Annotated in this window: 23 protein-coding genes; 12 read left to right on the top strand and 11 right to left on the bottom strand. The window is 62.0% G+C overall.

The genetic code is table 11. The annotated features are described in order from the left end of the window. Window positions 1–58: 58 nt before the first annotated feature. Window positions 59–922: a hypothetical protein gene (locus EN859_RS16020; protein ID WP_127853861.1), complete on the bottom strand. Its 864-nt coding sequence runs from the start codon at window positions 920–922 to the stop codon at window positions 59–61. Window positions 923–1,006: 84 nt separating this feature from the next. Further along, complete coding sequence (locus EN859_RS16015; protein ID WP_127853860.1) at window positions 1,007–1,720, bottom strand: GntR family transcriptional regulator; 714 nt, start codon at window positions 1,718–1,720, stop codon at window positions 1,007–1,009. Between the two features lie 258 nt (window positions 1,721–1,978). Here EN859_RS16015 and EN859_RS16010 point away from each other — a divergent pair, with 258 nt between their 5' ends. The 7 genes from EN859_RS16010 to EN859_RS39270 all read left to right on the top strand — a co-directional run bounded on the left by EN859_RS16010 (window position 1,979) and on the right by EN859_RS39270 (window position 8,706). After that, window positions 1,979–3,067 carry an ABC transporter ATP-binding protein gene (locus EN859_RS16010; RefSeq protein ID WP_127853859.1) on the top strand — a complete coding sequence of 363 codons (1,089 nt, stop codon included), beginning with the start codon at window positions 1,979–1,981 and terminating at the stop codon, window positions 3,065–3,067. Between the two features lie 38 nt (window positions 3,068–3,105). Next, the gene (locus tag EN859_RS16005) at window positions 3,106–4,395 is read left to right on the top strand and encodes a PotD/PotF family extracellular solute-binding protein (protein ID WP_127853858.1); all 1,290 of its coding nucleotides are present in this window, start codon (window positions 3,106–3,108) and stop codon (window positions 4,393–4,395) included. Window positions 4,396–4,650: 255 nt separating this feature from the next. Next, on the top strand, window positions 4,651–5,565 hold the full coding sequence (locus tag EN859_RS16000; protein WP_127853857.1) for an ABC transporter permease: 915 nt from the start codon (window positions 4,651–4,653) through the stop codon (window positions 5,563–5,565). Between the two features lie 4 nt (window positions 5,566–5,569). Continuing rightward, on the top strand, window positions 5,570–6,388 hold the full coding sequence (locus EN859_RS15995) for an ABC transporter permease (protein ID WP_127853856.1): 819 nt from the start codon (window positions 5,570–5,572) through the stop codon (window positions 6,386–6,388). Window positions 6,389–6,399: 11 nt separating this feature from the next. Next, a complete protein-coding gene (locus tag EN859_RS15990) occupies window positions 6,400–7,146 on the top strand; it encodes an aspartate/glutamate racemase family protein (protein ID WP_127853989.1) in 747 nt (248 codons plus the stop codon). A 5-nt stretch (window positions 7,147–7,151) separates the two neighbouring features. Next, window positions 7,152–7,985, top strand: coding sequence for a GNAT family N-acetyltransferase (locus EN859_RS15985; RefSeq protein WP_127853855.1), 834 nt, complete (start codon window positions 7,152–7,154; stop codon window positions 7,983–7,985). 544 nt (window positions 7,986–8,529) lie between these two features. After that, window positions 8,530–8,706 carry a hypothetical protein gene (locus EN859_RS39270; RefSeq protein WP_245525591.1) on the top strand — a complete coding sequence of 59 codons (177 nt, stop codon included), beginning with the start codon at window positions 8,530–8,532 and terminating at the stop codon, window positions 8,704–8,706. Here the strand turns inward: EN859_RS39270 and EN859_RS15970 are convergent. Further along, window positions 8,687–9,457, bottom strand: coding sequence for a TIGR01458 family HAD-type hydrolase (locus tag EN859_RS15970; RefSeq protein WP_127853854.1), 771 nt, complete (start codon window positions 9,455–9,457; stop codon window positions 8,687–8,689). The genes EN859_RS39270 and EN859_RS15970 overlap by 20 nt on opposite strands. Window positions 9,458–9,691: 234 nt before the next feature. Here EN859_RS15970 and EN859_RS15965 point away from each other — a divergent pair, with 234 nt between their 5' ends. Together EN859_RS15965 and EN859_RS15960 are read left to right on the top strand one after the other, a co-directional pair. Continuing rightward, window positions 9,692–10,456, top strand: coding sequence for an SDR family NAD(P)-dependent oxidoreductase (locus EN859_RS15965; RefSeq protein WP_127853853.1), 765 nt, complete (start codon window positions 9,692–9,694; stop codon window positions 10,454–10,456). A 340-nt stretch (window positions 10,457–10,796) separates the two neighbouring features. After that, complete coding sequence (locus EN859_RS15960) at window positions 10,797–11,696, top strand: SMP-30/gluconolactonase/LRE family protein (RefSeq protein ID WP_127853852.1); 900 nt, start codon at window positions 10,797–10,799, stop codon at window positions 11,694–11,696. A 103-nt stretch (window positions 11,697–11,799) separates the two neighbouring features. Here the strand turns inward: EN859_RS15960 and EN859_RS15955 are convergent, their stop codons facing one another. The 7 genes from EN859_RS15955 to EN859_RS15925 all read right to left on the bottom strand — a co-directional run bounded on the left by EN859_RS15955 (window position 11,800) and on the right by EN859_RS15925 (window position 18,261). Then, complete coding sequence (locus tag EN859_RS15955) at window positions 11,800–12,684, bottom strand: aldose 1-epimerase (protein WP_189502003.1); 885 nt, start codon at window positions 12,682–12,684, stop codon at window positions 11,800–11,802. A 5-nt stretch (window positions 12,685–12,689) separates the two neighbouring features. Beyond that, window positions 12,690–13,430, bottom strand: a complete 741-nt coding sequence (locus EN859_RS15950; protein WP_127853850.1) for an SDR family oxidoreductase — start codon at window positions 13,428–13,430, stop codon at window positions 12,690–12,692. Between the two features lie 65 nt (window positions 13,431–13,495). After that, window positions 13,496–14,227: an ATP-binding cassette domain-containing protein gene (locus EN859_RS15945; RefSeq protein ID WP_127853849.1), complete on the bottom strand. Its 732-nt coding sequence runs from the start codon at window positions 14,225–14,227 to the stop codon at window positions 13,496–13,498. A gap of 2 nt (window positions 14,228–14,229) precedes the next feature. Next, a complete protein-coding gene (locus tag EN859_RS15940) occupies window positions 14,230–15,207 on the bottom strand; it encodes an ABC transporter permease (RefSeq protein WP_127853848.1) in 978 nt (325 codons plus the stop codon). Window positions 15,208–15,288: 81 nt separating this feature from the next. Beyond that, entirely contained in the window at window positions 15,289–16,269 is a 981-nt protein-coding gene (locus tag EN859_RS15935; RefSeq protein ID WP_127853847.1) for a sugar ABC transporter substrate-binding protein, read from the bottom strand. A gap of 38 nt (window positions 16,270–16,307) precedes the next feature. Further along, the gene (locus EN859_RS15930) at window positions 16,308–17,516 is read right to left on the bottom strand and encodes a mandelate racemase/muconate lactonizing enzyme family protein (protein ID WP_127853846.1); all 1,209 of its coding nucleotides are present in this window, start codon (window positions 17,514–17,516) and stop codon (window positions 16,308–16,310) included. A 13-nt stretch (window positions 17,517–17,529) separates the two neighbouring features. Continuing rightward, on the bottom strand, window positions 17,530–18,261 hold the full coding sequence (locus tag EN859_RS15925) for a FadR/GntR family transcriptional regulator (protein ID WP_245525590.1): 732 nt from the start codon (window positions 18,259–18,261) through the stop codon (window positions 17,530–17,532). A gap of 148 nt (window positions 18,262–18,409) precedes the next feature. Between EN859_RS15925 and EN859_RS15920 the strand changes: the two genes are divergently transcribed. After that, window positions 18,410–19,429 carry a phosphotransferase gene (locus EN859_RS15920; protein ID WP_127853844.1) on the top strand — a complete coding sequence of 340 codons (1,020 nt, stop codon included), beginning with the start codon at window positions 18,410–18,412 and terminating at the stop codon, window positions 19,427–19,429. Further along, complete coding sequence (gene eno, locus EN859_RS15915; protein WP_127853843.1) at window positions 19,426–20,727, top strand: phosphopyruvate hydratase; 1,302 nt, start codon at window positions 19,426–19,428, stop codon at window positions 20,725–20,727. The genes EN859_RS15920 and eno overlap by 4 nt, the downstream gene beginning before the upstream one ends. 180 nt (window positions 20,728–20,907) lie before the next feature. Here eno and selD read toward each other — a convergent pair whose 3' ends face one another. Further along, a complete protein-coding gene (gene selD / locus EN859_RS15910) occupies window positions 20,908–21,993 on the bottom strand; it encodes a selenide, water dikinase SelD (protein WP_245525589.1) in 1,086 nt (361 codons plus the stop codon). Window positions 21,994–22,469: 476 nt separating this feature from the next. Here selD and fdnG point away from each other — a divergent pair, with 476 nt between their 5' ends. Then, on the top strand, window positions 22,470–25,556 hold the full coding sequence (fdnG, locus tag EN859_RS15905) for a formate dehydrogenase-N subunit alpha (protein ID WP_127853842.1): 3,087 nt from the start codon (window positions 22,470–22,472) through the stop codon (window positions 25,554–25,556). Window positions 25,557–25,566: the final 10 nt, after the last annotated feature.

Raw genomic sequence — 25,566 nt, 5'->3', positions numbered from 1 at the left:
TTTTAGCTGCATTTCTGCGACGCCAAGTGATTCCACCTGGCGACAAAAATGCTCTCGTTCAGCCATCCGCCGGCGTCGGAAAACAGGTTTCAAAGGCTGCATCGACGATGGCGAGCTTGGCGGCCTGGACGGTCATATATTCCTGGTAGAACTGGCTGGAGACCCACATGACTGAATGGCCGCGCTGGCCCAACCAGCCGACGCTGCCGAGTTCCTCAGCGTCGTGCAACTTGCGTGCAAGATGGGTGCGAGAGAGCTTGAGCCATTTGGCAAAGTCTCCGATCGCAACCACGCTGGTCGGGATCCGGTCCAGGCCAGCGTCGTCCGGATCTATGCCGGACATCAGCCAATCCATGACGATGCCGCCGTTGGTGAGCCAGATGAACAGGGAGAAGGTCTGTTTGGGTTCGCGCACCGGATGAGAGGAAAGCAGGCCGTCCGCCACCAGCGGCTGCAATCTGGCAAGCATCTCAGGCTGCTCGAGGAATCTGGCCAGCCGGTTGCCGCCATCGAGTTGGTCCAGCGTTCGAAGATGGGCAAGAACCCAGCCGGTGAATGTTTCTACGGTGGAGGCTGTCGGCTGCAGCGGGCGGGTACGTCCGTCCCTCGCCGGCAGATATTCGGCGATTTTGTAGTGCAGCATCTCTTTGACGAAGGCTTCGGCGGTGTTGCGGCTGGCGACCGAATTCTGACATATCACCTCGATGAAACGCGCCATCGTCAGTTGCTTGCGATGGTCGCGCGGGTCTCGCCTGAAGTGCAAGGCAAGACCAACATGGCCCATCAGCCAACGTTGCTGCGTGGCAAACACGGCAGCGAGGCGCGGGCTTGCTTCATAGATACGAATAAGCGCCTGCGATTGCGCCTGGACAGAACGATGCAACGCCGGACGGTCGGCAATATCCTCAGCGCTTAGCGCCATCACCTTACCCACTGTTCAAGCTGAACGGCGCTTTTGAAAGCCACCACCAACAAGGGTAAAAGATACTGAAATCGACGGCAACCGTTAGAGCTCAAGTGCCTGCCTGAGCGCCGGACCGCTCCTGACGCGAAGATCAAGGTCGGCTTCGATATGGTCGATGTGATGCAGCATCAATGCGCTGGCCCGCTCGGAGTTGCCGTTCTCGAGCGCGTCCAGGATATTCATGTGTTCGCTGTGGCCGCAGCTTGAGACACCGGAGCGACCGTAAAGCGCGATCACCAACGAGGAACGCGCGACCAACTCCTCCATGAAGCGCTGCAGGATCACATTTCCTGCAACCGACGCCAGAAGCAGGTGAAAGTCGCCCGAGGCCTTGATTTCAGATCGTCTTGCATTCGGTCCGCGCTCGGCAATGAAGCGGCCTTCTTCCTCGAGCTGAGCCTTGAACGCAACAACATGCGCCGGCGTCATGCGCCCGGCGGCGGCGATCGCAATGCCGGGTTCGATCAGCCGGCGCGAAGCAAAGACCTGACGGGCTTCTTCCGGCGACGGATTGGCGACGAACGCGCCGCGATTGCGCTCGGTGCGCACCAGTCCCTCGAAGGAGAGCATCTGCAGTGCTGCGCGCGCAACGGTGCGGCTGACGTCGAACAGGGTGCCTACTTCGCCTTCGGACAGCTTGGTTCCGGGCGCCAGCCGACGGTCGACAATCGCGTCGCGCAGCTGGTCGCGGATCGCTTGGGCGCGATCCTCGATGGCGCTGTCGACAACAGGGAAAGTCTGGTCTGCTATGTTCATGGCGGCGGTTCCTGCGCCTTTCTATCCTGAATCGGGTCGCTCGCACGAGTGCCAAAGTGAACACGATGTGAGAAAAGATTGCATACGATTTTTGCGCAAATCGCTGACAATCGCCCATAATTTGTGCATCGCACAAGCATGCTTCTCTAGCGGGCGGCCGGCTGTTCCTCTAATTTTCCCAAGGATTCAATCGCTTGAGGCTGCGGTGAGCAACTGGCACGCATGATGCTTTGCTTAATTGAGCAGAGAGGAAGCTGAATGTCCAAAGCCGCCGAAATCGACATCGTGTCCGTTTCGAAAGTCTATGGCGCAACGACTGCCGTCGAAGACATCAACCTGAAAATCCCTGCCGGAACCTATTGCTGCCTGCTCGGCCCGTCCGGCTGCGGCAAGACGTCGACGCTGCGTATGATCGCCGGCCACGAGAGCATCTCGAGCGGCGACGTGCGCCTGGGCAACACGGTGGTCACCGACCTGCCTCCGGCCAGGCGAGGCACCGCCATGATGTTCCAGTCCTACGCGCTGTTTCCGCATCTCGACCTGATCGACAATGTTGCGTTCAGCCTCAAGATGAAGGGCGTCGGCAAGGAGGAGCGCCGCGCCAAGGCGCTCGACATGCTGAAGCTGATGCAGATGGAGGGCTATGCCGGCCGCCGCCCGGCGCAGCTTTCGGGCGGACAGCAGCAGCGCGTCGCTTTGGCGCGTGCGCTGATCACCGACCCCGAGGCGCTGTTGCTCGACGAACCGCTGTCGGCACTCGACCCGTTCCTGAAGATCCGCATGCGGGCGGAACTGAAGAAGCTGCAGACGTCCCTCGGCATCACTTTCGTCCACGTCACCCACAGCCAGGAGGAGGCGATGGCGCTGGCCGATCTGATCGTGGTGATGAACGACGGCCGCATCGAACAGGCGGCGCACCCACGCACGGTATTCGAGCGGCCGGCTACGGCATTCGTCGCCCGCTTCATGGGCGATCACAACGTCATCTCCGGCCGGGTTACCGGCAACCGCGGCGGCATGGTCGTTTTCGAGGTGCCGGGCGGCGTCTCGCTTGCGGCCAGCGGGCAGGGTAGGGAGATCGGCGAGCCGATCGATATCGCCATTCGCACGGACCATGTGCGGATCGGCGCTGCGCCGGCCGCAGGGCTGGGCTTCACCGGCATCGTTTCCAACATCGAGTACCGCGGTTCGACCGTGAAGCTGTCGGTCAATGGTGCCGGCATCGAGGATTTCACGGTGATCATCGACGACGGCAGCTTCTTCGCCAAGCCGGTTGCCGTCGGTGACGCGGTGCCGATCGCCTGGGACTCCGAGGACGCTATCGTCCTCGGTCGTCTCGATTCTTGAACCAGCATAACCAACCACAACAAACAGGGGAACTGACCATGACCAACACCACCAACAAGAAGACAGGAATTTCCCGCCGCTCGCTGCTCAAGACAGGTGCTGCCGCCGTCGGCTTTGCCGCTGGCTCCGGCGCCATCACCGGCTTCCCGACCATCTGGGCGCAGTCGAACATCACGCTGCGCCAGTTTGGCACCGGCGTGTCGAACCTCAACGCCATCGCCGACAAGTGCAAGGCCGATCTCGGCATCACGCTGGAGATGACGGCGACCGATTCCGACGCCGCGGCCCAGCGGGCGGTGACGCAGCCCGACAGCTACGACATCGCCGACATCGAATACTGGATCGCCAAGAAGGTTTATCCCACCGGCGTGATGCAGCCGATGGATGTCAAGAAGCTGAAATACTACGACAAGATCGTGCCGCTGTTCATCACCGGCAAGCTGACGCCGGACAGCGTGATTGCCCAGGGCACCGCGCCGCATACGGTCGGCTTCGTCGAGGCGCAGGACTCCAAGACCTTCGCTAAGGAACCGACCCAGTGGATGACAATGGTTCCGACCATCTACAATGCCGACACGCTCGGCATCCGCCCCGACCTCGTCGGCCGCGACATCACCACCTGGGCCGATATCATGGATCCGGCCTTCAAGGGCAAGGCCGCCATCCTCAACATCCCATCGATCGGCATCATGGATGCGGCGATGATCATGGAAGCCATGGGCAATATCAAATACGCCGACAAGGGCAACATGACCAAGGAAGAGATCGACAAGACGATCGACTTCCTGATCAAGGCCAAGCAGGACGGCCAGTTCCGCGCGTTCTGGAAATCGTTCGACGAGAGCGTCAACCTGATGGCATCGGGCGAAGTGGTCATCCAGTCGATGTGGTCGCCGGCGGTCGCAGCGGTGCGCTCCAAGGGCATCGCCTGCAAATACCAGCCGCTCAAGGAAGGCTATCGCTCGTGGGGCGGCGGTCTTGGCCTGGCAGCGCACCTCAAGGGCGCCGAGCTCGACGCGGCTTACGAATATATCAACTGGTACCTGTCCGGCTGGGTCGGCGCCTATCTCAACCGCCAGGGCTACTACTCGGCCGCCATGGATACGGCCAAGCAGTTCATGTCCGAGGACGAATGGGGCTACTGGGTCGACGGCAAGCCGGCCAAGGGCGATATCCTGGCGCCGGACGGCAAGGTCATGGAGAAGGCGGGCGCCGTGCGTGACGGCGGCTCCTTCGTCGAGCGCATGGGCAAGGTCGCCTGCTGGAACTCAGTCATGGACGAGGACCGCTACATGGTGAAGCGCTGGAACGAGTTCATCGCTGCGTGATGTAAGGCAGGCAATAGCTGAGATGTTGCATTCCTTCGCACCCCCCTCTGTCCTGCCGGACATCTCCCCCTCAAGGGGGGAGATTGGCAGCTCCGCCGATGGGTCTCCCCTAATAGCGTTGGCAATTGGCGAAAGCAGAGATGACGGCGCAATCTCCCCCCTTGAGGGGGAGATGTCCGGCAGGACAGAGGGGGGTGCGAAGGACCACAGCTTGCCAGATTGTCGGCCCTCCGCGACACGCCAGGGCTGTTCCAGATGACCGTGGCTCTCAACCAGCCTGCAACCGTCGCCGCTACCAAACCCGCCAGACGCCGCCGCTTCTCGGTCGCCGCCCTTGCTCCCTATCTGCAGGCGACGCCGCTGGCCCTGATCCTAGGGGCGTTCCTGCTGCTGCCGATTCTGATGATCGTCGTGGTCAGTTTCTGGGACTACGATTTCGCGGCGATGTACCCGGATTTCCTGACCACCAACTACGCCGACACGCTCGGCTCCTGGGTCACCTGGAAGACCTATCTGAATACGCTGAAATACGCTGGTGTCGTATGGGCGCTGACGCTCATCATCGGCTTCTGGGTTGCCTATTTCCTCGCTTTCCACATTCGCACCACAGCCATGCAGATGGTACTGTTCCTTGTCTGCACGGTGCCGTTCCTAACCTCCAACATCATCCGCATGATCTCGTGGATTCCAGTGCTTGGCCGCAACGGTCTGGTCAACTCGACGCTGGTGCAACTGAGGCTGATCCCGAAGCCGATCGAGTGGCTGCTCTATTCGGAATTCGCAGTGGTGCTGGCCATGGTGCATCTCTACACGCTGTTTATGGTGACGCCGATCTTCAACACGCTGATGCGCATCGACAAGTCACTGATCGAGGCCGCGCGCGACGCCGGCGCTTCCGGCTGGCAAGTGCTTTGGAACGTCATTCTCCCGCTCGCCAAGCCCGGCATGGCGATCGGCACGATCTTCGTCGTCACGCTGGTGATGGCCGACTTCTCGACGGTGCAGGTGATGTCCGGCGGGCAGAGCGCCTCCGTCGCGCTGATGATGAAGAACCAGATGTCGCTGCTGCAGTATCCGGCAGCGGCCGCCAACGCGGTCGTGCTCCTGGTGCTGGTGCTTTTGATGGTCGCGGGCATCCTGCGCATCGTCGATATTCGCAAGGAGCTGTGAGGCGATGAGCCGGGAGAAGCGCACCTTCGAATTCTACGTGCTTGCGGCGTTCTTCGCGCTTTTCGTGCTGTTTCTCTATGGCCCGCTTTCGGCGATCGTCATCCTTTCGTTCCAGGGCGAGAATGGCGGGCTGACGTTTCCGCTCAACGGCGTTTCGCTGCACTGGTTCGCCAATCTGTTCGAGCGCCAGGCGGTGGGTGATTTCGGCGGCAGTTTCAAACGCTCCTTCGCGCTCGGCCTGATGGTGATGGTGGTGACCGTTGTCGTGTCGCTTCTTGCCGGGCTTGCCTTCCGTCAGAAGTTTCGCGGCGCAACGGCATTGTTCTATCTGGCGGTCGCCAGTCTCGTCGTGCCCTCGATCATCATCAGCCTCGGCATCGGCGTCGTGTTCCAGCAGATCGGCTTCCGCCCCGCCTGGTACACATCCGCCTTCGGTGCGCATCTGACGTGGACCTTGCCCTTTGGCGTGCTGATCATGTTTGCGGTCTTCAACCGGTTCTCGCCGGCCTATGAGGAAGCCGCGCGAGATCTCGGCGCTTCGTCCTGGCAGACCTTCGCGCATGTCGTGCTGCCGATGATCGCACCCAGCCTGATCGGTGTCGGCCTGTTTGGCTTCACGCTATCCTATGATGAATTCGCCCGTACGCTGATGACCTCGGGAACGTTCAACACGTTGCCGCTCGAAATCTACGGCATGACGACGAATGTGACGACGCCGGTGCTCTATGCGCTGGGCACGGTGACGACGGTGTTTTCCTTCCTGATTATCCTGATGACGCTCGGCGCGATCGTCTATGTCGGCCGCCGCCGGGCGCGGGCTTGAACGGAGCCAACGTGCAGATCCTCGTGGTGAACCCGAATACGACCGCCAGCATGACTGAGACCATCGCAGCGGCGGCGCGGTCGGTCGCCGGCGCCTGGACGGAAGTCGTCGCTGTCACCTCGTCGATGGGCCCGGTTTCAATCGAAGGCTATTATGATGAGGCGCTTGCCGTGCCGGGCCTGCTGGTCGAGATCGCCACCGGCGAGCGCTCTGGCGCGCAGGCGGCGATCATCGCCTGTTTCGACGACACCGGCCTGGATGCTGCGCGCGCGATGGCAAACATTCCTGTCATCGGCATTTGCGAGGCATCGCTTGCCGTCGCCTCATTCATTGCCCAGCGCTTCACCGTCGTCACCACGACCGAGCGCTCGCGCGTACCGGTCGAGGGGCTGGTGCATCGCTATGGTATGGCAGGGCGGGCACGCGTGCGTGCCGCGGATATTCCGGTTCTTGCTCTCGAAGATCCGACGTCGGACGCTGTCCCGAAATTGCGGGACGAGATCGCGCGCGCAATCGAAAAGGATCGCGCCGAGGCGATCGTGCTCGGTTGTGCTGGCATGGCCGATCTTGCGGCCGAGCTGCAGCGGGAATTCGGCGTTCCGATCATCGACGGCGTCGGCGCCGCGGTCAAGCAGGCCGAGGCCCTGATCGCGCTTGGCCTGTCGACGTCCAAGCGTGGCGCCTATGCAAACCCGTCGGCAAAGCCCTATCATGGTGCCTTGAAATCCTTCGCCCCCGGTGCTGTTGCCGGCGAGTGATTGCAATGCCCCGAACGATCCGGACACTCTCCCCCAACGAAGTGGAAACCCTTGTCGACTGGGCGGCAGCCGAAGGCTGGAACCCTGGGCTCGACGATGCCGCGGTATTCCGGGCGGCTGATCCCGAAGGCTTCATCGGCGCCTTTGTCGACGGCGAGATGGTGGCCGGCATTTCGGCTGTGGCCTATGGCGACGACTTCGGCTTCATCGGCCTCTACATCTGCCGTCTGGACCGGCGTGGCGAGGGGCATGGCAAGGTGGTCTGGGATGCCGGCATGGCGCGGCTTGCCGGTCGCACAATCGGCCTCGACGGTGTTGCCGAACAGCAGGCCAACTACCGGCGCATGGGTTTCGTGCCGGCCTATGATACCGTTCGCTACAGCGGGCCCACCGCGACCTTGGCCAGCCCAAGCGACGTCCGGTCTGTCACGCCGGAGGACGTGTCCGATATCCTGGCTTACGATCGCAACTGTTTCCCGGCGCCACGGCAACCCTTCCTGCAAGGATGGCTGCAGCCACCGCGCCGGGTGCTTATGGCCGTGAATGCCGGAAGGGTCTCCGGCTATGGCGTCGCGCGACGGTGCCGAGACGGCTTCAAGATCGGGCCATTGTTCGCCGACGACAAGGAGGTTGCGCTGCGACTTCTGGCCGGACTGGCAAACCTGCCGGGAACCGACGCTCTGCACATCGATGTTCCGGCAGGTAACAGCGGTTTTGCCGCCGCGCTTGAGGCGGCCGGCTTTTCAGCAAACTTCACGACGACCCGAATGTACAAGGGGACCGCGCCTGGGATTACCCCGTCGGGGATCTTCGGAATAACGACTTTGGAGTTGGGCTGACGCGCCAAAGTTCGCAAATACGGAGAGGTCATCGACCGTCTCACGGCTCCAGTCGCCGCCGGCGACCATGTTCATGTCCACAATTTGGAAAGTCTGCGCGGACTTTGACGGGCCTGTCAGGGCAAACCACAAAACATCTGCTGCCGGATGGAACACAGCATCGGATCTGGCTGATCTCACGAATTCTTGAATGCGGCGCGGTTATCAAGGCTCGATGCTTGCCCCACATTCGTGGCGACGGGGACATTCAGTGCACAATGCTCGATGTGGGCGCTCAAGGCGGCCCGGCCGCGGCTCTGTCGGGAACCAGCGAGATGCCGCGATGTCATTCAAACCGTTGCTTGGTGACGGACGGATTCGGAGCCAGGAGGAGAGGTCGGAGCCTCTGCAAACCGCGTCATGGGCCGGGTCCTCGATTGTTTTCGACAATCGGCGGTGGGCGTGCCGGGAGGCGGAGCTTCGCTGGACAGCCCCTCATCACCTGGTCGTGCTGACCAAGGAAGGCGGAACGTCTCATACGTCCATCCGGTACGAGGCAAAATCCGTGTACGACGGAATGGATCGTCCCGGAGCCCTCACCTTCGTGCCCGCGGGTGCCGAGCGGCTCGGCTTCTACCGGGACGTGGACCTCACCTACTCGGCCCTGTGGATCGATCCCGATCTCAGGATTCCAGGATGCGAACGGCTGAGAGACTTGCCGATCAGTCTCGGTGCGCAATGATCCAGTCGGTTGCCGCCGCGAGATCGGCAACGGTTGCGGTCGGGCGCGGATCAAAGCGTTTCTCATCGCCCTGCCGGTATTTACCTGTCCGCACCAGCAATGCGCCCGAAAATCCGGCGCGCAGGGCGCCAGCTATATCAGCCTCGGCGTCGTCGCCGACCATGATCGCCTGATCTGGCGGACAGTCCATGCTTGCCAGCGCTGACAGAAAGAATGCCGACGAGGGCTTGCCGAGAACGGTTGCGCGTTTCAGGGAGGCGAACTCCAATGCCGCGACAAATGGCCCAGCATCGAGGCTGAGCCCGCCGTCGGCATCACGAAACGTCCGGTTGGCGGCAAGGGCCAGCAACTCGGCGCCCTTACTCAGCTCGCGGAACGCGTCGTTCAACGCTGCATAGGTGAAGGCCTCTCCGGCATCGCCGATGACGACAGCGCGCTTATCGCGATCCGGAAGATCGTAGAAATCCGATTTAATGCCGGGGTGAACCAACAGGTACGGCGCACGGCCGTTCCGAAGGAGCCATTCGCGTGCGGCGTGCGCCGGCGTGAAGACATCCGCCTCGGTAACGGGTAGTCCCATGGCTTGCAGACGTTCGAGAACCCCCTGTTTCGACGAGCGCGTGGTATTGCTTACGAAGCGTACGGCCAAACCGGCGTCGCGCAAGCGCGCGACCGCGTCGACCCCGCCTGGTATGGCGGTTTCGCCGTCATAGATGACACCTGCGAGGTCCAGCAGCGCGCCCCTTGTCATCGGTCCAGCATGACCACGAGTCCGCCATGCGTCAAATCCGGAACAAGGTCACGGTTTCTCCCGCCGGGTGATGCCGGTACTCGTTGAAGTAGCCGCCATCATTGTGCCCGAGCAGGAAATCAGAGGAGCGGAAATTGGGGCTCTCAGTCATTGGTATCTCCTCCGGGTATCACCGCTTGCGGAATGCCTGCTGGCCATCGTACCCATGTTGACTACCATGGTAGGGAGGAACGAATGGCAATTGCATTGGTGACAGGTGCGGCCAAGGGAATCGGCGCGGCCGTGGCGTCCAGGCTTGCTGGGCAATTCCAGACCTTGGTGCTGATGGATGTCGACAGCCAGGGTCTTGCCAAGATGGCAGATGGACTGAGCAGTCAGGCGAAGGTCGAGGTCGTCGTCGGTTCAGTGGCGAGCGGCAAGGATTGCCAGCGCGCTGCAGTGGCAGCCGCGAAGCTCGGCGGGCTCGATGCGCTGTCCCACAACGCCGGAATTCAGCGCTACGGCACAGTCGAGACGACATCGGAAGCTCTGTGGGACGAAGTGTTCGACGTTAACCTCAAGGGCGCCTTCCTGATTTCCCAAGCTACGATGCCACTGCTTCGCGACAGCAAGGGTTCGGTCGTCCACATGGCCTCCGTCCAGGGCTTTGCGGCGCAGACTGGCGTGGTGGCCTATTCGGCGGCCAAGCACGGGCTGATCGGCCTGGTGCGCGCCATGGCGGTAGACGCCGCGCCTTACGGCGTGCGTGTCAACGGCGTCGCCCCGGGCTCGGTCGACACTCCGATGCTGCGCGATGCGGTGGCGCTGGCCGAAGATCCCGACGCTGTATGGGACGCCATCAATGCCATGCATCCACTCGGACGGCCGGCAGGCGCCAACGAGATCGCCGAGGTGGTCGCTTTTCTCCTCTCGTCGGCAGCATCATTCGTGACCGGCGAGGTCGTGCGCGTCGATGGCGGCCTTATGGCACGGCTCGGCGGCTCGCCCAAGAAAGAATAGCCAAATGACCATTGAAGACATCCGCGCAGTTACCATTACCTGATGGCCAAGGCGACCACACGTTCCACCGAGGCGCCTGTCGAGCAGCACGAAAGGATCGTCGATGCGATCGAGGGGGCAAACCGGGATGCGGCGGAGCTGGCCTTGAAAGCACATTTGCGCCGGATTTTCGCCTTCCTCGGCCCGGCCTTCGACGCACATCCCCTTCGACGCACATCCGGAATATTTCGACAAGGGAGGGCTAGAGATTGTCGATCCGGCCTGGTTCGATGACTGAAGTCCAGCACGGCCTGGCCTGGCAACATGGCGTGCTCGGCGGCGGCGCCGCTGGAGCCGGGAAATGACTGATCGTGCCGTGCGCCAACTTCTGCCGGGCACCGACATCGTCGGCGAGAGCATTGTATGGGATGTCGAGCGCCACTGCCTGTTCTGGGTGGACATCGTCGGCCGTGCGATCCGCCGCTGCGATCCCACAGGCGGCACGCAACAGCGGTGGGCCGTCGACGAATTCCCGACCTCGATCGGGCTTCGCGCTGACGGCGGCGCCATTGTCGGCTTGACGCGTCGCGTCGCGCTTTGGGATTTCAAGGGCGCGTTCGAAACTTTAGCGGTGCCCGAGCCGGATTTCGTCGCCAACCGGCTGAACGAGGGCCGTGTAGCGCCGGACGGCTCCTTCTGGGTCGGCACCATGCAGAGCAACCTGACCGAGACGGGCGCGCCAAAGGACATCGATACGAAGGCCGGGCGCTACTACCGTGTCGACGCATCGGGAAACACTACATTGCTCAGCGACGATCTCTATGGCATCACCAACGGGATGGTCTGGCTGCCAGGTGGCAGCTTCGTAACCGCCGATACCGTGGACGATGCGATCTACATCTATGATGTTTCGCCGGACATGCGATCGATCAGCAACCGCCGCTCTTTTTGCCATGCCTTTCCGCGCGGTCTTCCTGATGGCGCCTGCATGGATGCCGAAGGCGCGGTGTGGACCTGCCGCGTGGTCGGCGGCGCCTGTATCACCCGCACCCTTCCTGACGGTACGCTCGACCGCGTGATCGAGCTGCCTTGTTCCTGGCCGACGAGCTGTACCTTCGGCGGACCCGGACTGGCGACACTGTTCATCACCTCGGCACGGTTCACGATGACGTCCGACCATCTGGCTGCAAATCCCCAGGAAGGCGGCCTGTTCGCCATCCGGCCTGGTATCGCCGGTGTTCCGGAGATTCGGTTCGGCTAGACGAGGAAGCGCATCAGCTTATGAACGAGCGCTTTATGGCCGGTGCCGCCAGGCAGGCAAGGCAAGGCCGCGAGTAAGCAGACGGGGCCACAGTCGATCGCTTTCACTCCGGCAGCCATCGCAATGTCATTTGGACAGCCAGAGACTGACCCTCCGCCAGTATTTTCAATCCGGGATATCCCGGTTGGTTGTGTGCATCGATCGTGTGGCTGACCGGCTCGAAGCAGAAGAAATCCGCGCCCGAGCCGGGTGAGTAGACGACGGCGACGTCGAGGTTCGGCGACGCCGCGATTTCGATCGAGATGCCCAGCTCCGGCTGATTGATCGTGGCGATGCCGGGCCAATGTGTGAACGCATTGTTGATCCAATCCCTGGGCAGAGGCCGGACGGCCGAATAATCCCACTCCGGACGGGCGGCCACATCGACCTGTACGGTCGGCAGATGGCGCGCATCCTCCAGCCAGATTTGTGACGCCTGAAAACAGAGCGTCGTTTCGGCAAGGCGCGGGAACCAGGGATGGAAACCAGCGCCGAAAGGCAAGGGTCGCGGCGCCGTGTTGGTGACCGTGAGTTCGACATGCAGAGCTCCGTCCTTCAGATGGAATCCCTGCCGGGCCTCGTATCGGAACGGGCCTATCTCTCCTCCCGGCAAGACGAGGCTCGCGGTTTGGCCGCTTGCCGCCTCGATTGCCCAAGCGCGCTGGAAACCGTCGCCATGGATCGGAAATGTCTCGCCCGCCAGATTCGGGGCGATCTCATGAAAGACGCCATCGAAGGCGAAGCCGCCGCCCGATATCCGGTTCGAGAAGGGAACCAGTATGTTGCACGCGAACGCGAACGGACCGTCCACCGCGTTACCGGTCCATGGCCGCAGGACGGGGACCGTGCGTCCATCCGGCAGAAGTGCCTCGATGAAGGCGATGCCGCCACCGAGTTCCGGGACGATCCCGATCCTGGTCCGGGAATCCTGCAGGACGAGCGTATCCACGCCGCCTACCAGCCGCCGTCTATGCCGATGTTCTGGCCGGTGATCCTGTCGGAGGATGGCGAGGCAAGAAAATGCACCAGTTCGGCCACGTCCTCGGGCATGATGCGGACCTTCAGACACTGCCGGTCGAGCACCCAGTCGCTGTACTCCTTGGCCTTGTGTCCGAAGACGCGCTCTTCGGCTTCGGATACGATCGCGCCGGGGGCGACGGCGTTCACGCAGATGCCGAACGGGCCGAGCTCGCGCGCCAGCGATTTGGTGAGGCCGAGCAGCGCACCTTTCGACGCGATATAGGGGACATAGCCGTCGAGCTGGCCGTTGAGCGTGATCGATGTGAAGTTGATGATCTTGCCCCAGCCTCTCTTCTTCATGTGAGGCGCACAGCCCTGCACCAGTGCAAAGGCGGCGGAGGAGTTCACGCGGATCTGTTCCTCGTATTCCTCCAGGCTGAACTCGGCAAAGGGCCTGTTGATGATGAGTGCTGCGTTGTTGATCAGGATATCGATGCCGGCGTCCGCCGCAATTTGTTCAACAGTCTTCACGGCGCTCGCAAGATCGTTCAGATCGCAGCCGACGAAGCTGACGGTCGGGCCAAGCTCTTTTGCCCGCTGCTCGGCCCCTTCGATGCCAGGGCGGTCGAGCACGATGACGTCGGCGCCTTCCGCCGACAGCTTGCGGGCCTGGGCGCGGCCGAGCGTCCCCAGCCCTCCGGTCAGAAGAACTTTCTTGCCGCTCAGATCAGGCATGTTCTACTCCGATCACAGAGCCTCCCTCCGCTACAGGACATGCCTCCGCTACAGGATATCCCCTGTTACAGAACATCCTGGACTTCCTCGATCGAGGTCTCGCCGATCCGCTTGTCCAGGACGATTTCGCCGCGCGCCATCGCCACCACCCGGTCGCAGCATTCGAAGACATGGTGCATATTGTGGCTGATGAAGATGCCGGTGACGTTCTGCTGCTTGAGCGATCGCACGAAGCCTATCACCTTTTTGGTCTCCTTGACCGACAGATGGTTCGTCGGCTCATCGAGGATCATCACCTTCGATTTGAAATGCATCGCCCGGGCGATGGCCACGCCCTGTCGCTGGCCGCCCGACAACTCGCCGACCAGGGCATCGGGAGAGCGCAGGTGCAAATCGACGTCGGCGATGGCCTTGACGCTTTCGCGCCGCATCCGCTTCAGATCCATCACACCGATACCGCCGACCGCCATTTTCAGCGGCTCGCGCCCGATGAACATGTTGCGGGCGATCGACATGGTCGGAACCATGGAGTTGTACTGGTAGATTGTCTCTATCCCCAGTTCCATCGCATCGCGCGGGGTTTTGATGTGGGCTTTCTTGCCCTCGATCAGCACCTCGCCCTCGTTCTGCTTCTGCACGCCGGACAGGATATTGATCAGCGTCGATTTGCCGGCGCCGTTGTCTCCGATCAGGCCCAGCGCCTCGTTCGGATAGATGTCGAGCGACACGCCTTTGAGAGCGTGGACGCCGGAATACCATTTGTGCAAATTACGGATCGAGATGATCGGAGCATTCATCGTCAGGTTTCCGCCCTTATCTGCTTGGCGCGCCTGAGCAGCCAGGCGTTGGCCACCACGGCGAAGATGGTCAGGGTGCCGATGGCGAATTTGAACCAGTTCGCGTCGACCTGGCTGAGAACCAGCCCGTTGTCGATCACGCGGATCAGCACGGCTCCGAGAATGCCACCGATCACCGTCCCGATCCCGCCGGTGAGTGCCGTGCCGCCGATGACGGCGGCCGCCACCGCCTGCAATTCCAGCCCCTCGCCGATCGAAGGCAGCGGCGAGCCCAGGCGCAGCACCTGGATCATGCCGGCAAAGCCGGCGAGAATGGAGCAGAGCATGAAGCAGGCGATCTTCACCCGCGCTGTCGGTATGCCCATGGCATTCGCCGCCGGCAGAAAGCCGCCGGTGGCGCGCACCCAGTTTCCGAAATTGGTTCGCGACATTACGAGGCTGGCGATGCAGGCTATCGCAACGAACCAGACGAAGGACATGCGGAACAGTGTGCCCGGTCCGACGAAAGCGGTGAACAGCCATTTAGGGAGGTCGTTGGGTAAAAGCGGGGGGAAGCCGCCGGAAATGACCACGGTCAGCGACCGCGCGATGAAGAGCATTCCGAGCGTCGTGATGAAGCTCGGGATGGCGTAGCGGATGGTGAGAAAACCGTTCAGGAACCCGATCGTGGCGGCCACCAGCAGGCCGACGCATAAGGCCGGGACGAACGGCATCCCGCCTTCCATCGCGATTGCCATGACCATTGGCATCAACGCGAAAACCGATCCCACGGACAGATCGAACTCGCCGCAGATCATCAGGATGGTCACACCGATGGCGACCAGCCCCATCTCCGGCAGGAGGCCGAGCATTCCACGCAAATTGTCCAGATTTAGAAAGACGCCGTTCGATCGCACCTGGAACACGATGACGAGGACCACCAGCAGCAGGCCGCCGGCGAGCTCAGGCTTCTCGAAATAGATTTTCAGCAGACGTTTCAAGCCATCCTCCAGCTTCCCTTCGGTGCCAGGCCGCGCGGCTATGCGCGCGGCCTTTCGAACGCGCAAAAAGGGCCCGTTGCGCTAGCGCACGCCCTGCTTGGCGAGATCCCAAAGCTTGGGGACATCGGCCGGGCGCACGATGCCTTGTCCAGTATCGATGTCCGCGGCAGAAAGGCCGATATTTTTGGCCAGATAGGCCTCCATGACCGGCATGAAGCCCTGCATGTAAGGCTGCTGGTCGACCTCGACCTGGATATAGCCGGCCTGCATCTGCTGGAGGACCTCCGCGACGATGTCGAAGCCGCCGAGAAGGATCTTGCCCGGCTCAACGCCGCGGTCGGCCAGAGCCCGGGCGACGCTAGCGTGCCAGAGACCGGTGTCGAAATAAACGGTAGTGTCGGGGTGCGCGTTCAGATATGCTCCGACACGGTCGGCGACGACTGCGCCATCGGTGCCTGTATCGAGGCGGTTGATCTCGACCTGGCGGCTCGGATTGGCGGCCTTGAATTCCTCGAGGAACTTGATCACGCCGGCTGCCCGCTGCTCGGACCAGTTCTGGCCCGGCGCCGATACGCCGACCAGCGCCTTGATCGGGCCGTCTTTCGGAAAGTTCTCGGACATCGCCTTGCCGAGCGAATAGCCCGCCGGAATGAAGCCTTGCCCGATGAAGGCCTGACGGGCATTGCCCTTGGCGCCTTCCGTATCGTCCACATTCGAGGCGATCACGGTCACACCGGCGGCGCGGGCGTCGCTGATGATCTGGTCGAAAGCATTGTTGTCCACGATGCTGGTGATGAGCGCATCCGGCTTGCGGGCAAGTGCTGCCTGCATATTGGCCGATTGCTGTTCGATCGACCCTTCGGTCTGTGTGAAGATCATCTGGCAGTTCGCGGCGATCTTGCTGCAGGCATCGTCGAAGCCTTTCTTGACTGCCTGCCAGAAAGGATTGGATGCGGACGAATGGTGTGTGAACACGATGTTCATGGCGTCCGCGGAGGACATTGTTGTCAGGCCTCCCAAAATCATTGCACCCAAGGCGGTTGAGACAAGTAGCTTTTTCATGGTTCTCCTCCGTTCTTAAACTTCGTTATCCATTCATTTCACACAGTGGACGTGTCGCTTACCCGTCGAAGCGTCGTGAAGGCGCGGTCGATCTCCGGGTGAAGGTCCGTGCCGAGGCCTGGACCGGGAGGCACGGTGATCATGCCGTTCTTCACCTCGGGCAAGGCGGTCACCAAGTCGCGATACCAGGTCCTGTAGAAGGCCCGCACGCTTTCCTGGACGAGCGCGTTCGGCGCATTCAGCGACAGATGGGTCGACGCGCAGAGCACGACCGGACCGGTACAGTCGTGCGGTGCAACCGGCAGGTGCCACGCCTCCGCCATCGCAGCAATCTTGCGCGCCTCCGAAAGCCCGCCGCACCAGCTGACGTCAAGCATCACAATGCCGGCAGCGCCGGTTTCCAGAAGGTCGCGGAACGCCCAGCGTGAGCCGAGCGTCTCGGAGGCCGATATCGGTGCCGGCGAAACCTCCACGTACCGCTTCAGGCTTGAGAGGCTGTCCATCTTGATCGGATCTTCATGCCAGAAGGTCCTGTACGGCGCGAGTTCCCTGGCGATCTGCATGGCCGGCAGCAGCTGCCACATCGAGTGGAACTCGACCATGATGTCCATCTTGTCGCCGACCGCGTGGCGGATTTTCTCGAATGGCGCCAGCGCCGCCTTCAGATCGGGCTGAGAGATATACTGACCGCGGGTTTTCTCCGCTGCGGCATCGAACGGCCAGATCTTCATCGCCGTGATGCCTTCCTCCAGCAGCGACAGTGCCAGTTCGTCGGCACGATGAAGAAAGCCGTTCAGATCGTCATAGGCTTTGCCGCCAGTTCCGGTTAGGCCGTAATTGGCCGTCGTCTGGCCGGTCGCCTGCTTGATGTATTCGGTTCCGGCGCACGTGTTGTAGGTACGGATTTCCTGCCGGGTGAAGCCGCCCAGAAGCTGGGCGATCGGCTGGCCGGTCGCCTTTCCGAACAGGTCCCAAAGGGCAATATCGAAGGCGGAATTACCCCGCACCTCGGCCCCGGTGGATCGAAAGCCGAGATAGCCGATCAGATCGGCGGCCAGAAGGTCGATCTGCAAGGGATCGCGCCCTATCACGCGCGGGGCGAGATATTCGTGCATATAGGTTTCGACGGTTTCGGCGATGAAGAATGTCTCGCCCAGCCCGACCAGGCCTTCGTCCGTATGCACGAGAACCCAGAGGAGGTTGGGTCGCTCCTTTATGCGCAGTGTTTCTATTTTCGTGATCTTCATCGGCCCGCTCCCCTCAGGCGATCCCGGCCGTCAGCAGGGCTTTGACGCTTTGGTCGAAATGCCTGGCCATCAGGTCGCGTGCGGATTGCGGGTCGCCGGCCACTATGGACCCGGCAAGATCGATATGAATCTGGATCATCGCCAATTGCTCGGCGTCGGAGCTGCGGCTGCGCCAGCCGATCGGCCAAGTCTGGCGCGTGACCCTGTCGAATGCTCCGACGATAAGGCTGAAGACCGGATTTTTCGCCGCCTTGGCGATCTCGACGTGAAACGCGAGATCATGTTCCATGATCTGAGCCGGATCCTCGAGATGCTCGCGCATGGCAAGTGCGTGATCGCGGATGCTCTCTGCCTCGTCGGGCGACCTGCGCAAGGCCGCCAGCATGGCGGTGCGCGTTTCTATCGTGCGGCGCACATCGTAGATCTGCTGAACGGTGATCTGTTCGGTATGAACCCCGTGCTCGATCACCAGCGACATCGTCCCATAGTCGAGTTCGGCCACCGTCGCCCGCCGGCCCGCCTTCAAGTCGATCAGCCGCATTGCGGCGAGCGAACTAAAGGCTTCCCGCACCACCGTGCGTGAGACGCTCAATTCCTTGGAAAGCCTGGCTTCGCTCGGCAGCCGGTCGCCAGGGCCCAGCTCATGTGTGCGGATATGATTTGTGATCGCGCCGATCGTGTTGCTGACCAGGCTGGGCCCATCGGAAGGCTTGGCGGGTATGGCTGCGTTCAGGGCATCCTCCAACGTCAAATTTCCCAAACCTGTATGACAGGTTGGTATCATCTTGTCGATATTACGCCTGAAAGGTATGTGTCAAGACGGGAGTCGAAAAAGAGAAGCAGGCGGAAATCATGTCTGTGGTTGCAAAACCCGTCGCCGATCGAACCGCCGCATGACTGACGCTCTTGATGCGACAGTCGCCGGCCTCAGGCGACTTGGGCTGATCCTGGCCGGCAACGAGCCCGAGTTGACGCCTCTGACCGGAGGCGTCGCATCGGACATTTGGCTGGTGCGAGCCGGAAGTCGGGAGTTCGTCGTCAAACGCGCGCTGGAGAAATTGCGTGTCGCCGCAGACTGGCGGGCACCCGTCAGCCGCAACGCCAGCGAAGTCGCCTGGTTCAGGCACGCCGGAATGGCCGCGCCCGACGCCGTGCCGGTCATCCTGGCACACGATCCGGCGCAGGGCTATTTCGTCATGAACTACCTGCCGCCAGCCAGCCATCCGGTCTGGAAGCGCGAACTGCAGGCGGGGAGGGCCGACCCGACCTTTGCAGCGAAGGTCGGCGCAAGCTTGGCCATGATCCACGCGAGCACCGCCGGGCATCTTGAGATCGCACAAGACTTCAATGACAATACATTGTTCCGCGCCATAAGGCTTGAGCCCTATCTGGAATTCACCGCCGCCAAACATCCGGCGATTTCTGGCGCCTTGCTGAGCCTGGTTGACCGCACTTTGCAGAACCGCAAGGCGCTGGTCCACGGCGATATTTCGCCGAAGAACATCCTGGTCGGCCCGAAAGGCCCGGTGTTCCTCGACGCCGAATGCGCGTGGTTCGGCGACCCGGCATTCGACCTCGCCTTCTGCCTCAACCACCTGCTCCTGAAATGCCTGTGGACGCCGTCGGCACGCGCGGGCTTCCTCGCTAGTTTCGAGGCGCTGAGAGACGCCTATTTCCGCGAGATCACATGGGAGCCGCTCACAGAGCTTGAGGCGCGCGCGGCGGCCCTGCTTCCGGCCCTGCTCCTGGCGCGCATCGACGGCAAATCCCCAGTCGAATATATCCAGGATGAGATGATAAAGCGCGGTATACGGGCGTTCGCCATTCCGCTGATCGAAACGCCCGCGGGAGAGCTTTCGCTCGTCAGGGCCAGATGGGCCGAGGCCCTGCCTGGAATAGTGGACAAGACATGACAACATCCATTGCTTCCGTCCGGGGACGCCGCGTGTGGGACTCGCGGGGACGGCCGACCGTCGAAGCCGAAATCGTGCTCTCGGGCGGCGCTTATGGCCGCGCCATCGCGCCGGCCGGCGCCTCCACCGGGTCCGGCGAAGCGCTCGATCTGCGCGACGGAGGGCAACGCCTCGGCGGCTTCGACGTGATGCATGCCGTCGGCAACGTCAATGCCGAGATCGGCCGCGCCCTGATTGGCCTGGATGCGGCCGATCAGGAGGATATTGATAGCATTCTGATCGCGCTTGACGGTACGCCGCAAAAGGCGCGGCTCGGCGGCAATGCCATGATCGCCGTGTCCATGGCGGTGATGCATGCCGCCGCGGCGGCTGCCGGTGGGCCGCTCTGGGCCTATGCCGCAGGTGGGCGGCCAGTGCGGATTCCTGTGCCCGAGATCCAGATCTTCGGCGGCGGTGCGCATGCCGGCCGTCGCGTCGACATCCAGGACTTCCTAGTCATCTGCCCTACCGCACCGGATTTCGGAACCGTGATGGAGCGGACAGCGGAGGTCTACCGTGCCGCGGGCGCCCTGCTTGCCGAAAAGGGGCTGCAACAAGGTGTCGCGGACGAAGGCGGCTGGTGGCCGGCCTTCTCCGCCAATGAAGAGGCGCTCGATTTCCTGGTGCGCGCGATCGAACGCGCCGGCTACGCGCCGGGGGACGAGGTCTCCATCGCGCTCGACGTGGCGGCTTCGGAATTCGGCGCGAACGGCTGCTATCGGCTGGGCCTCGAAAAGCGCGAGCTCGACCGCGACGGCCTCGGCGAAATGTTGGTGGATTGGGTCGAGCGTTACCCGATCCTCTCCATCGAGGATCCGTTTGCCGAGGATGACAAGGAGGGCTTCCGCCTATTCACCGCCGCCGTTGGCAACCGGGTGCAGATCGTCGGCGATGACTTGCTGGTGACGAACGCGGCTCTGGTCGAGGAGGCGGCGCGGGACAAACTCGTCACCTGCGTGCTGATCAAGCCGAACCAGGCCGGCACTATTTCGGAGACCAAGGCCGCAATCGATGCTGCGCAGCGGTTTGGCCTTGGCGCAATTGTGTCGGCGCGCTCGGGTGAGTCCGAGGATGTGACCGTGGCGCATCTCTCCGTCGGCTGGAATGCCGGACAGCTCAAGGTTGGTTCGATCACACGTTCCGAACGCATGGCCAAGTGGAACGAGATTCTCCGGATAGAGGAGGCTCTGGGCGCCAGCGCGCAGTTCGCCGGGCCAGAGGCGCTGATGTTTCAAGCTCGTGCTGGCGCGCAGTCATGATCTGGCGAACTCAGGCTCGATTGGATCATCCGATCACCAAAACAGTCCGCGGCGTTCGCCGCCAATCCAGCGTGGACAGGGCAGACGGCGCCTTTGCCTGCCGATGCTGTGGTGGCAGGAGGTGGAGTGCCGCGAGCTGGAGGTCGCGCCCCGTCATCTGGCGGGAAGCGGAGCGGCCGTTCAGGCCTCTACTACTATTGCCGGTATTGCCGGCGCGCCGGGCCTGGCATGGCCGATGATGCGAGCCGAAGGATAGCCGTCCGCGACGATCCTCTCGACCAGCGCCGCAGCGCGGTCGGTCTCGCAAGCAACCAGCAGCCCGCCCGAAGTCTGTGGGTCCGTGAGAAGATGGCGTCGCCACTCGGGCATGCCGGGAGGTAAGCTTACCGCGTCGCCATAGCTCGCCCAGTTGCGCCGCGATGCGCCGGTGACGTGGCCGTCGGCCGCGAGCGAGGCAGCTTCGGAAAAGAGCGGCACGTCGTGGCTGCAAATTGTCAGCGTGCACCCGGAACCGCGTGCCATCTCGAGGGCATGTCCGAGCAAGCCAAATCCGGTCACGTCGGTGACGGCGTGGACGCTAGCGTCCTGCGCCAGCTCCGATCCGATCCGGTTGAGAAGGGTGGTGGAGGCGATCATTTCGCGGTAGCCGCTCTCGGAAAGCGCCTGCTTCTTGATGGCGGCGGAGTAGATGCCGACGCCGAGCCCTTTCGTTAGGATCAAGGCGTCACCCGGCCTGGTGTCACAATTGCGTCGGATATCCCCGGGTCGGCATGTGCCGATGACTGCGAGGCCGTAAATCGGCTCCGGCGAGTCGATCGAGTGGCCGCCGGCAACCGGGATTCCGGCGTCGGCGCAGACAGCTTCGCCACCTTTCAGGATTTCGCGGACCATGAGCGTCGGGATCTTGTCGAGAGGCATGCCGAGTATAGCCAGCGCCATGATCGGCCGGCCACCCATCGCATAGATGTCGGACAGGGCGTTGGTTGCGGCAATCCGGCCGAAATCGTAGGGGTCATCTACCATAGGCATGAAGAAGTCGGTGGTCGCGATGACGCAAGTCGCGCCGTCGAGCTGCCAGACTGCCGCATCGTCGCCGGTCTCCGTGCCGACGAGAAGCTGATGATAGGGACTGGCAGCCACCGGATCGGCGAGAAGCTGCTGCAGCACTGACGGTGCCAGCTTGCAGCCGCAACCGCCGCCATGGGCAAGGCTGGTCAGGCGCACAACGGGCGCCCCGGTGATTTCAGGCGAGAGGGCCATTGCCATGATCGTCGAGCCTCCTCTGCTGGCACGCTTTAGTAGGGATCAAAGTCAACCGGAATGGAAAATACGAACGCCCAATGCATGGCACGTTTGGAGCACGCTTGCTCTCAGCGGATTTCGTTGAGTTAGGAAAGGCAAGAACCGTATCCGGCGTGCGAGGCACCGCCGTCATTGGGTATCGATCGAAAGGCGCCCCGACCCGCGGGAGCTGTTTCACCGCCACACTTTACTGTATGGTAATGCGCTCGTTTTCGTCAATCGCGGTCGCGGTCACGAAAAGATGACAAGAATATTCAACAATAATACACAATGCCGATTTGTGGGCACAAACCTGCTGCAGGAAGGCGGTTCGGAGGAGCATTTTTGCTGCACCGTACGCACCTCGCTCTTTGGCATTGATTTTATTTGGTCCGAGACTAGTTACTCGGATTGAACCGTTGGTTCGAGTTGCCGTGGGGCATCGGCTTCGGGAGGAACCCATGAACATCGATCTTTCTCGACGCGCGTTCCTGCAAACAGCAGGCGCGGGTCTCGCCGGTACTACGCTCGGAGCCCTCGGCTTCGGCGATAGCGAGGCCGCACACGCGGCGGCGATACGGGCCTTCAAGCTCGCGAACGCCACCGAAACACGCAACACCTGTCCATACTGCTCGGTGGCTTGCGGCATAATCTTGTATTCGAAGGGCGATCTCAGAAAGGGCGAGCCGGCCGAGATCACCCATATCGAGGGTGACACTGATCATCCGACCAATCGCGGCACCTTGTGCCCCAAAGGGTCGGCCCTGCTCGGATTTGTCAAGTCGCCGACCCGTCTGCAACATCCGATGATCCGCAAACCGGGCTCGGACAAGTTCGAGCCGATAAGCTGGGAAGACGCGCTCGGCCGCATCGCCCGCCTGATGAAGGACGATCGCGACAAGAACTTCGTTGCGACGAACAATGACGGCGTGACGGTCAATCGGTGGATCACCACCGGCTTCCTCGCCGCCTCAGCTTCGACCAATGAAACCGCGTTCGCGACCTATAAGGTGGTCCGCAGCGCGGGCATGCTGGTGTTCGACAACCAGGCACGTGTCTGACACGGCCCGACGGTGGCGAGTCTCGCCCCAACATTCGGCCGCGGCGCAATGACGAATTCCTGGACCGACATCAAGAACACGGATCTCGTCGTCATCATGGGCGGCAATGCTGCCGAAGCGCATCCTTGCGGCTTCAAATGGGTCACAGAGGCGAAGGCCAACCGCGGCGCCAAGCTCATCGTCATCGACCCGCGCTTTACGCGCTCAGCTTCGGTGTCGGATCTTTACGCGCCGATCCGCCAGGGAACGGACATCGCCTTCCTGCTCGGGCTGATCAACCACTGCATCCAGAACGACAAGGTGCAATGGGACTATCTGAAGGCCTTCACCAACGCGACGTATGTCGTCAAGGAGGGCTTCACCTATCAGGACGGCCTCTTCTCCGGCTATAACGAGGCGAAGCGAGACTATGACAAGTCCAGTTGGGACTATGACATAGGCACGGACGGCTTTGCCGTTGTCGACGCGACATTGGCCAATCCCCGCTGCGTCTGGAATCTGCTCAAGAAACATGTCGCGGTCTACACGCCGGAGATGGTCGAGCGCATCTGCGGCACGCCGAAGGACCGGTTCCTGAAGGTGGCCGCGATGGTCGCCGAGACATCGTCTCCGACCAAGGCGATGACCTCGATGTACGCGCTCGGCTGGACCCAGCACTCGAAGGGCTCGCAGAACATCCGCGCCATGGCGATGCTGCAGCTTGTTCTTGGCAATATCGGTATACGCGGCGGCGGTATGAACGCGCTTCGCGGTCACTCCAACATCCAGGGGCTGACCGACCTCGGGCTGATGTCGAACCTGCTGCCCGGTTATCTGACGCTGCCGACTGAGAAGGAGGTCGATCTGGCAGCCTACATGTCGACCCGAGGCTTCAAGCCGCTCCGGCCGAACCAAATGAGCTACTGGCAGAACTACAGGAAGTTCTTCGTAAGCTTCCAGAAGTCGATGTGGGGCAACGCGGCAACGCCGGAGAACGACTTCGCCTATAACTACCTGCCGAAGCTCGACCTGCCGGGCTACGATCTGCTGCGGGCTTTCGAGCTGATGCACCAGGGCAAGATGAACGGTTATTTCTGCCAGGGCTTCAACCCGCTACAGGCAGCTCCGAACAAGAAGAAGGTGATCGAGTCCCTCTCGAAGCTCAAATATCTCGTGATCATGGATCCGTTAGACACGGAGACGGGCCGGTTCTGGGAGAACCACGGGCCGTACAACGATGTCGATCCTTCGCAGATTCAGACGGAAGTCTACCAGCTTCCCTCTACCTGCTTCGCCGAGGACGACGGCTCGCTGGTCAATTCGGGGCGCTGGCTGCAGTGGCATTGGGCCGGCGGCACGCCCCCCGGCGAGGCCAAACGCGATACCTGGATTATGGCGCAGCTCTATCTGCGCCTGAAGGAGCTCTACACCAAGGAAGGCGGCGCCTTCGCCGATCCGATCGTCAAGCTCAACTGGCCTTATGCCGATCCCGGCGATCCGAAGGCCGAGGAGCTTGCCCAGGAGATCAATGGCAGAGCGCTCGCCAGGGTAACCGACACGGCCGACCCGACAAAGGTGCTGGCGGAGGCCGGAAAGCTCTTGCCGGGCTTCGCAGCGCTGCGCGACGACGGCTCCACCTCCTGCGGCTGCTGGATCTATTCGGGCTGCTTCAACGAAAACGGCAACAACATGGCCAGGCGGGACACCACCGATCCTGACGAAACCGGCGCCTATTCCAAATGGGCGTTCTCATGGCCCGCCAACCGCCGCATTCTCTACAACAGGGCATCGGCTGACCTCACCGGAAAGGCTTGGGATCCAAGCCGCAAGGTGATTGAATGGGACGGCACGAAATGGTCGGGCTACGATGTCCCCGACATCTTGCCAACGGCAAAGCCCGATCAAGTCGGCCCGTTCATCATGAATCCGGAAGGTGTCTCGCGCCTCTTTACCCGGGGCATGATGCGCGACGGACCATTCCCGGCGCATTACGAGCCATTCGAGTCGCCCATCGCGAACCCGATAGCTCCCAAAGTCCGCGGAAACCCCGCAGCGCGGGTGTTCGAAGGCGATATGGCCCAGTTCGCCGAATCGGCTTCGCGGGAGTTCCCCTACGCGGCAACCTCCTACCGACTGACCGAGCATTTCCACTTCTGGACCAAGCACGTCATCGTCAATGCGGTGATGCAGCCGGAGTTTTTCGTGGAAATCTCGGAACAGCTTGCGGCCGAGAAGGGCATCACCAAAGGCGGCTGGGTGCGCGTCTGGTCGAAGCGCGGTTCCGTTGTGGCGAAGGCCATGGTGACCAAGCGGATCAGGCCGCTCACCTGCGATGGCAAGACTGTCCACATCGTCGGAATACCGCTGCACTGGGGCTTCACGGGAGCGGCGAAGAAAGGCTTTGGCCCGAACATGCTTACCCCCTTTGTCGGCGACGCCAACATCGAGACGCCGGAATACAAGGCGTTCCTTGTCAACATCGAGCCCATCGCCGGGCCGGTAGCGTAGGAGGAGTAAG

The sequence above is a fragment of the Mesorhizobium sp. M00.F.Ca.ET.216.01.1.1 genome (genome assembly GCF_004010325.2).
Classification (GTDB): Bacteria; Pseudomonadota; Alphaproteobacteria; order Rhizobiales; family Rhizobiaceae; genus Mesorhizobium.
Note: the sequence above shows the minus strand (reverse complement) of the source record. Positions and strands in the feature narration are given on the sequence as shown.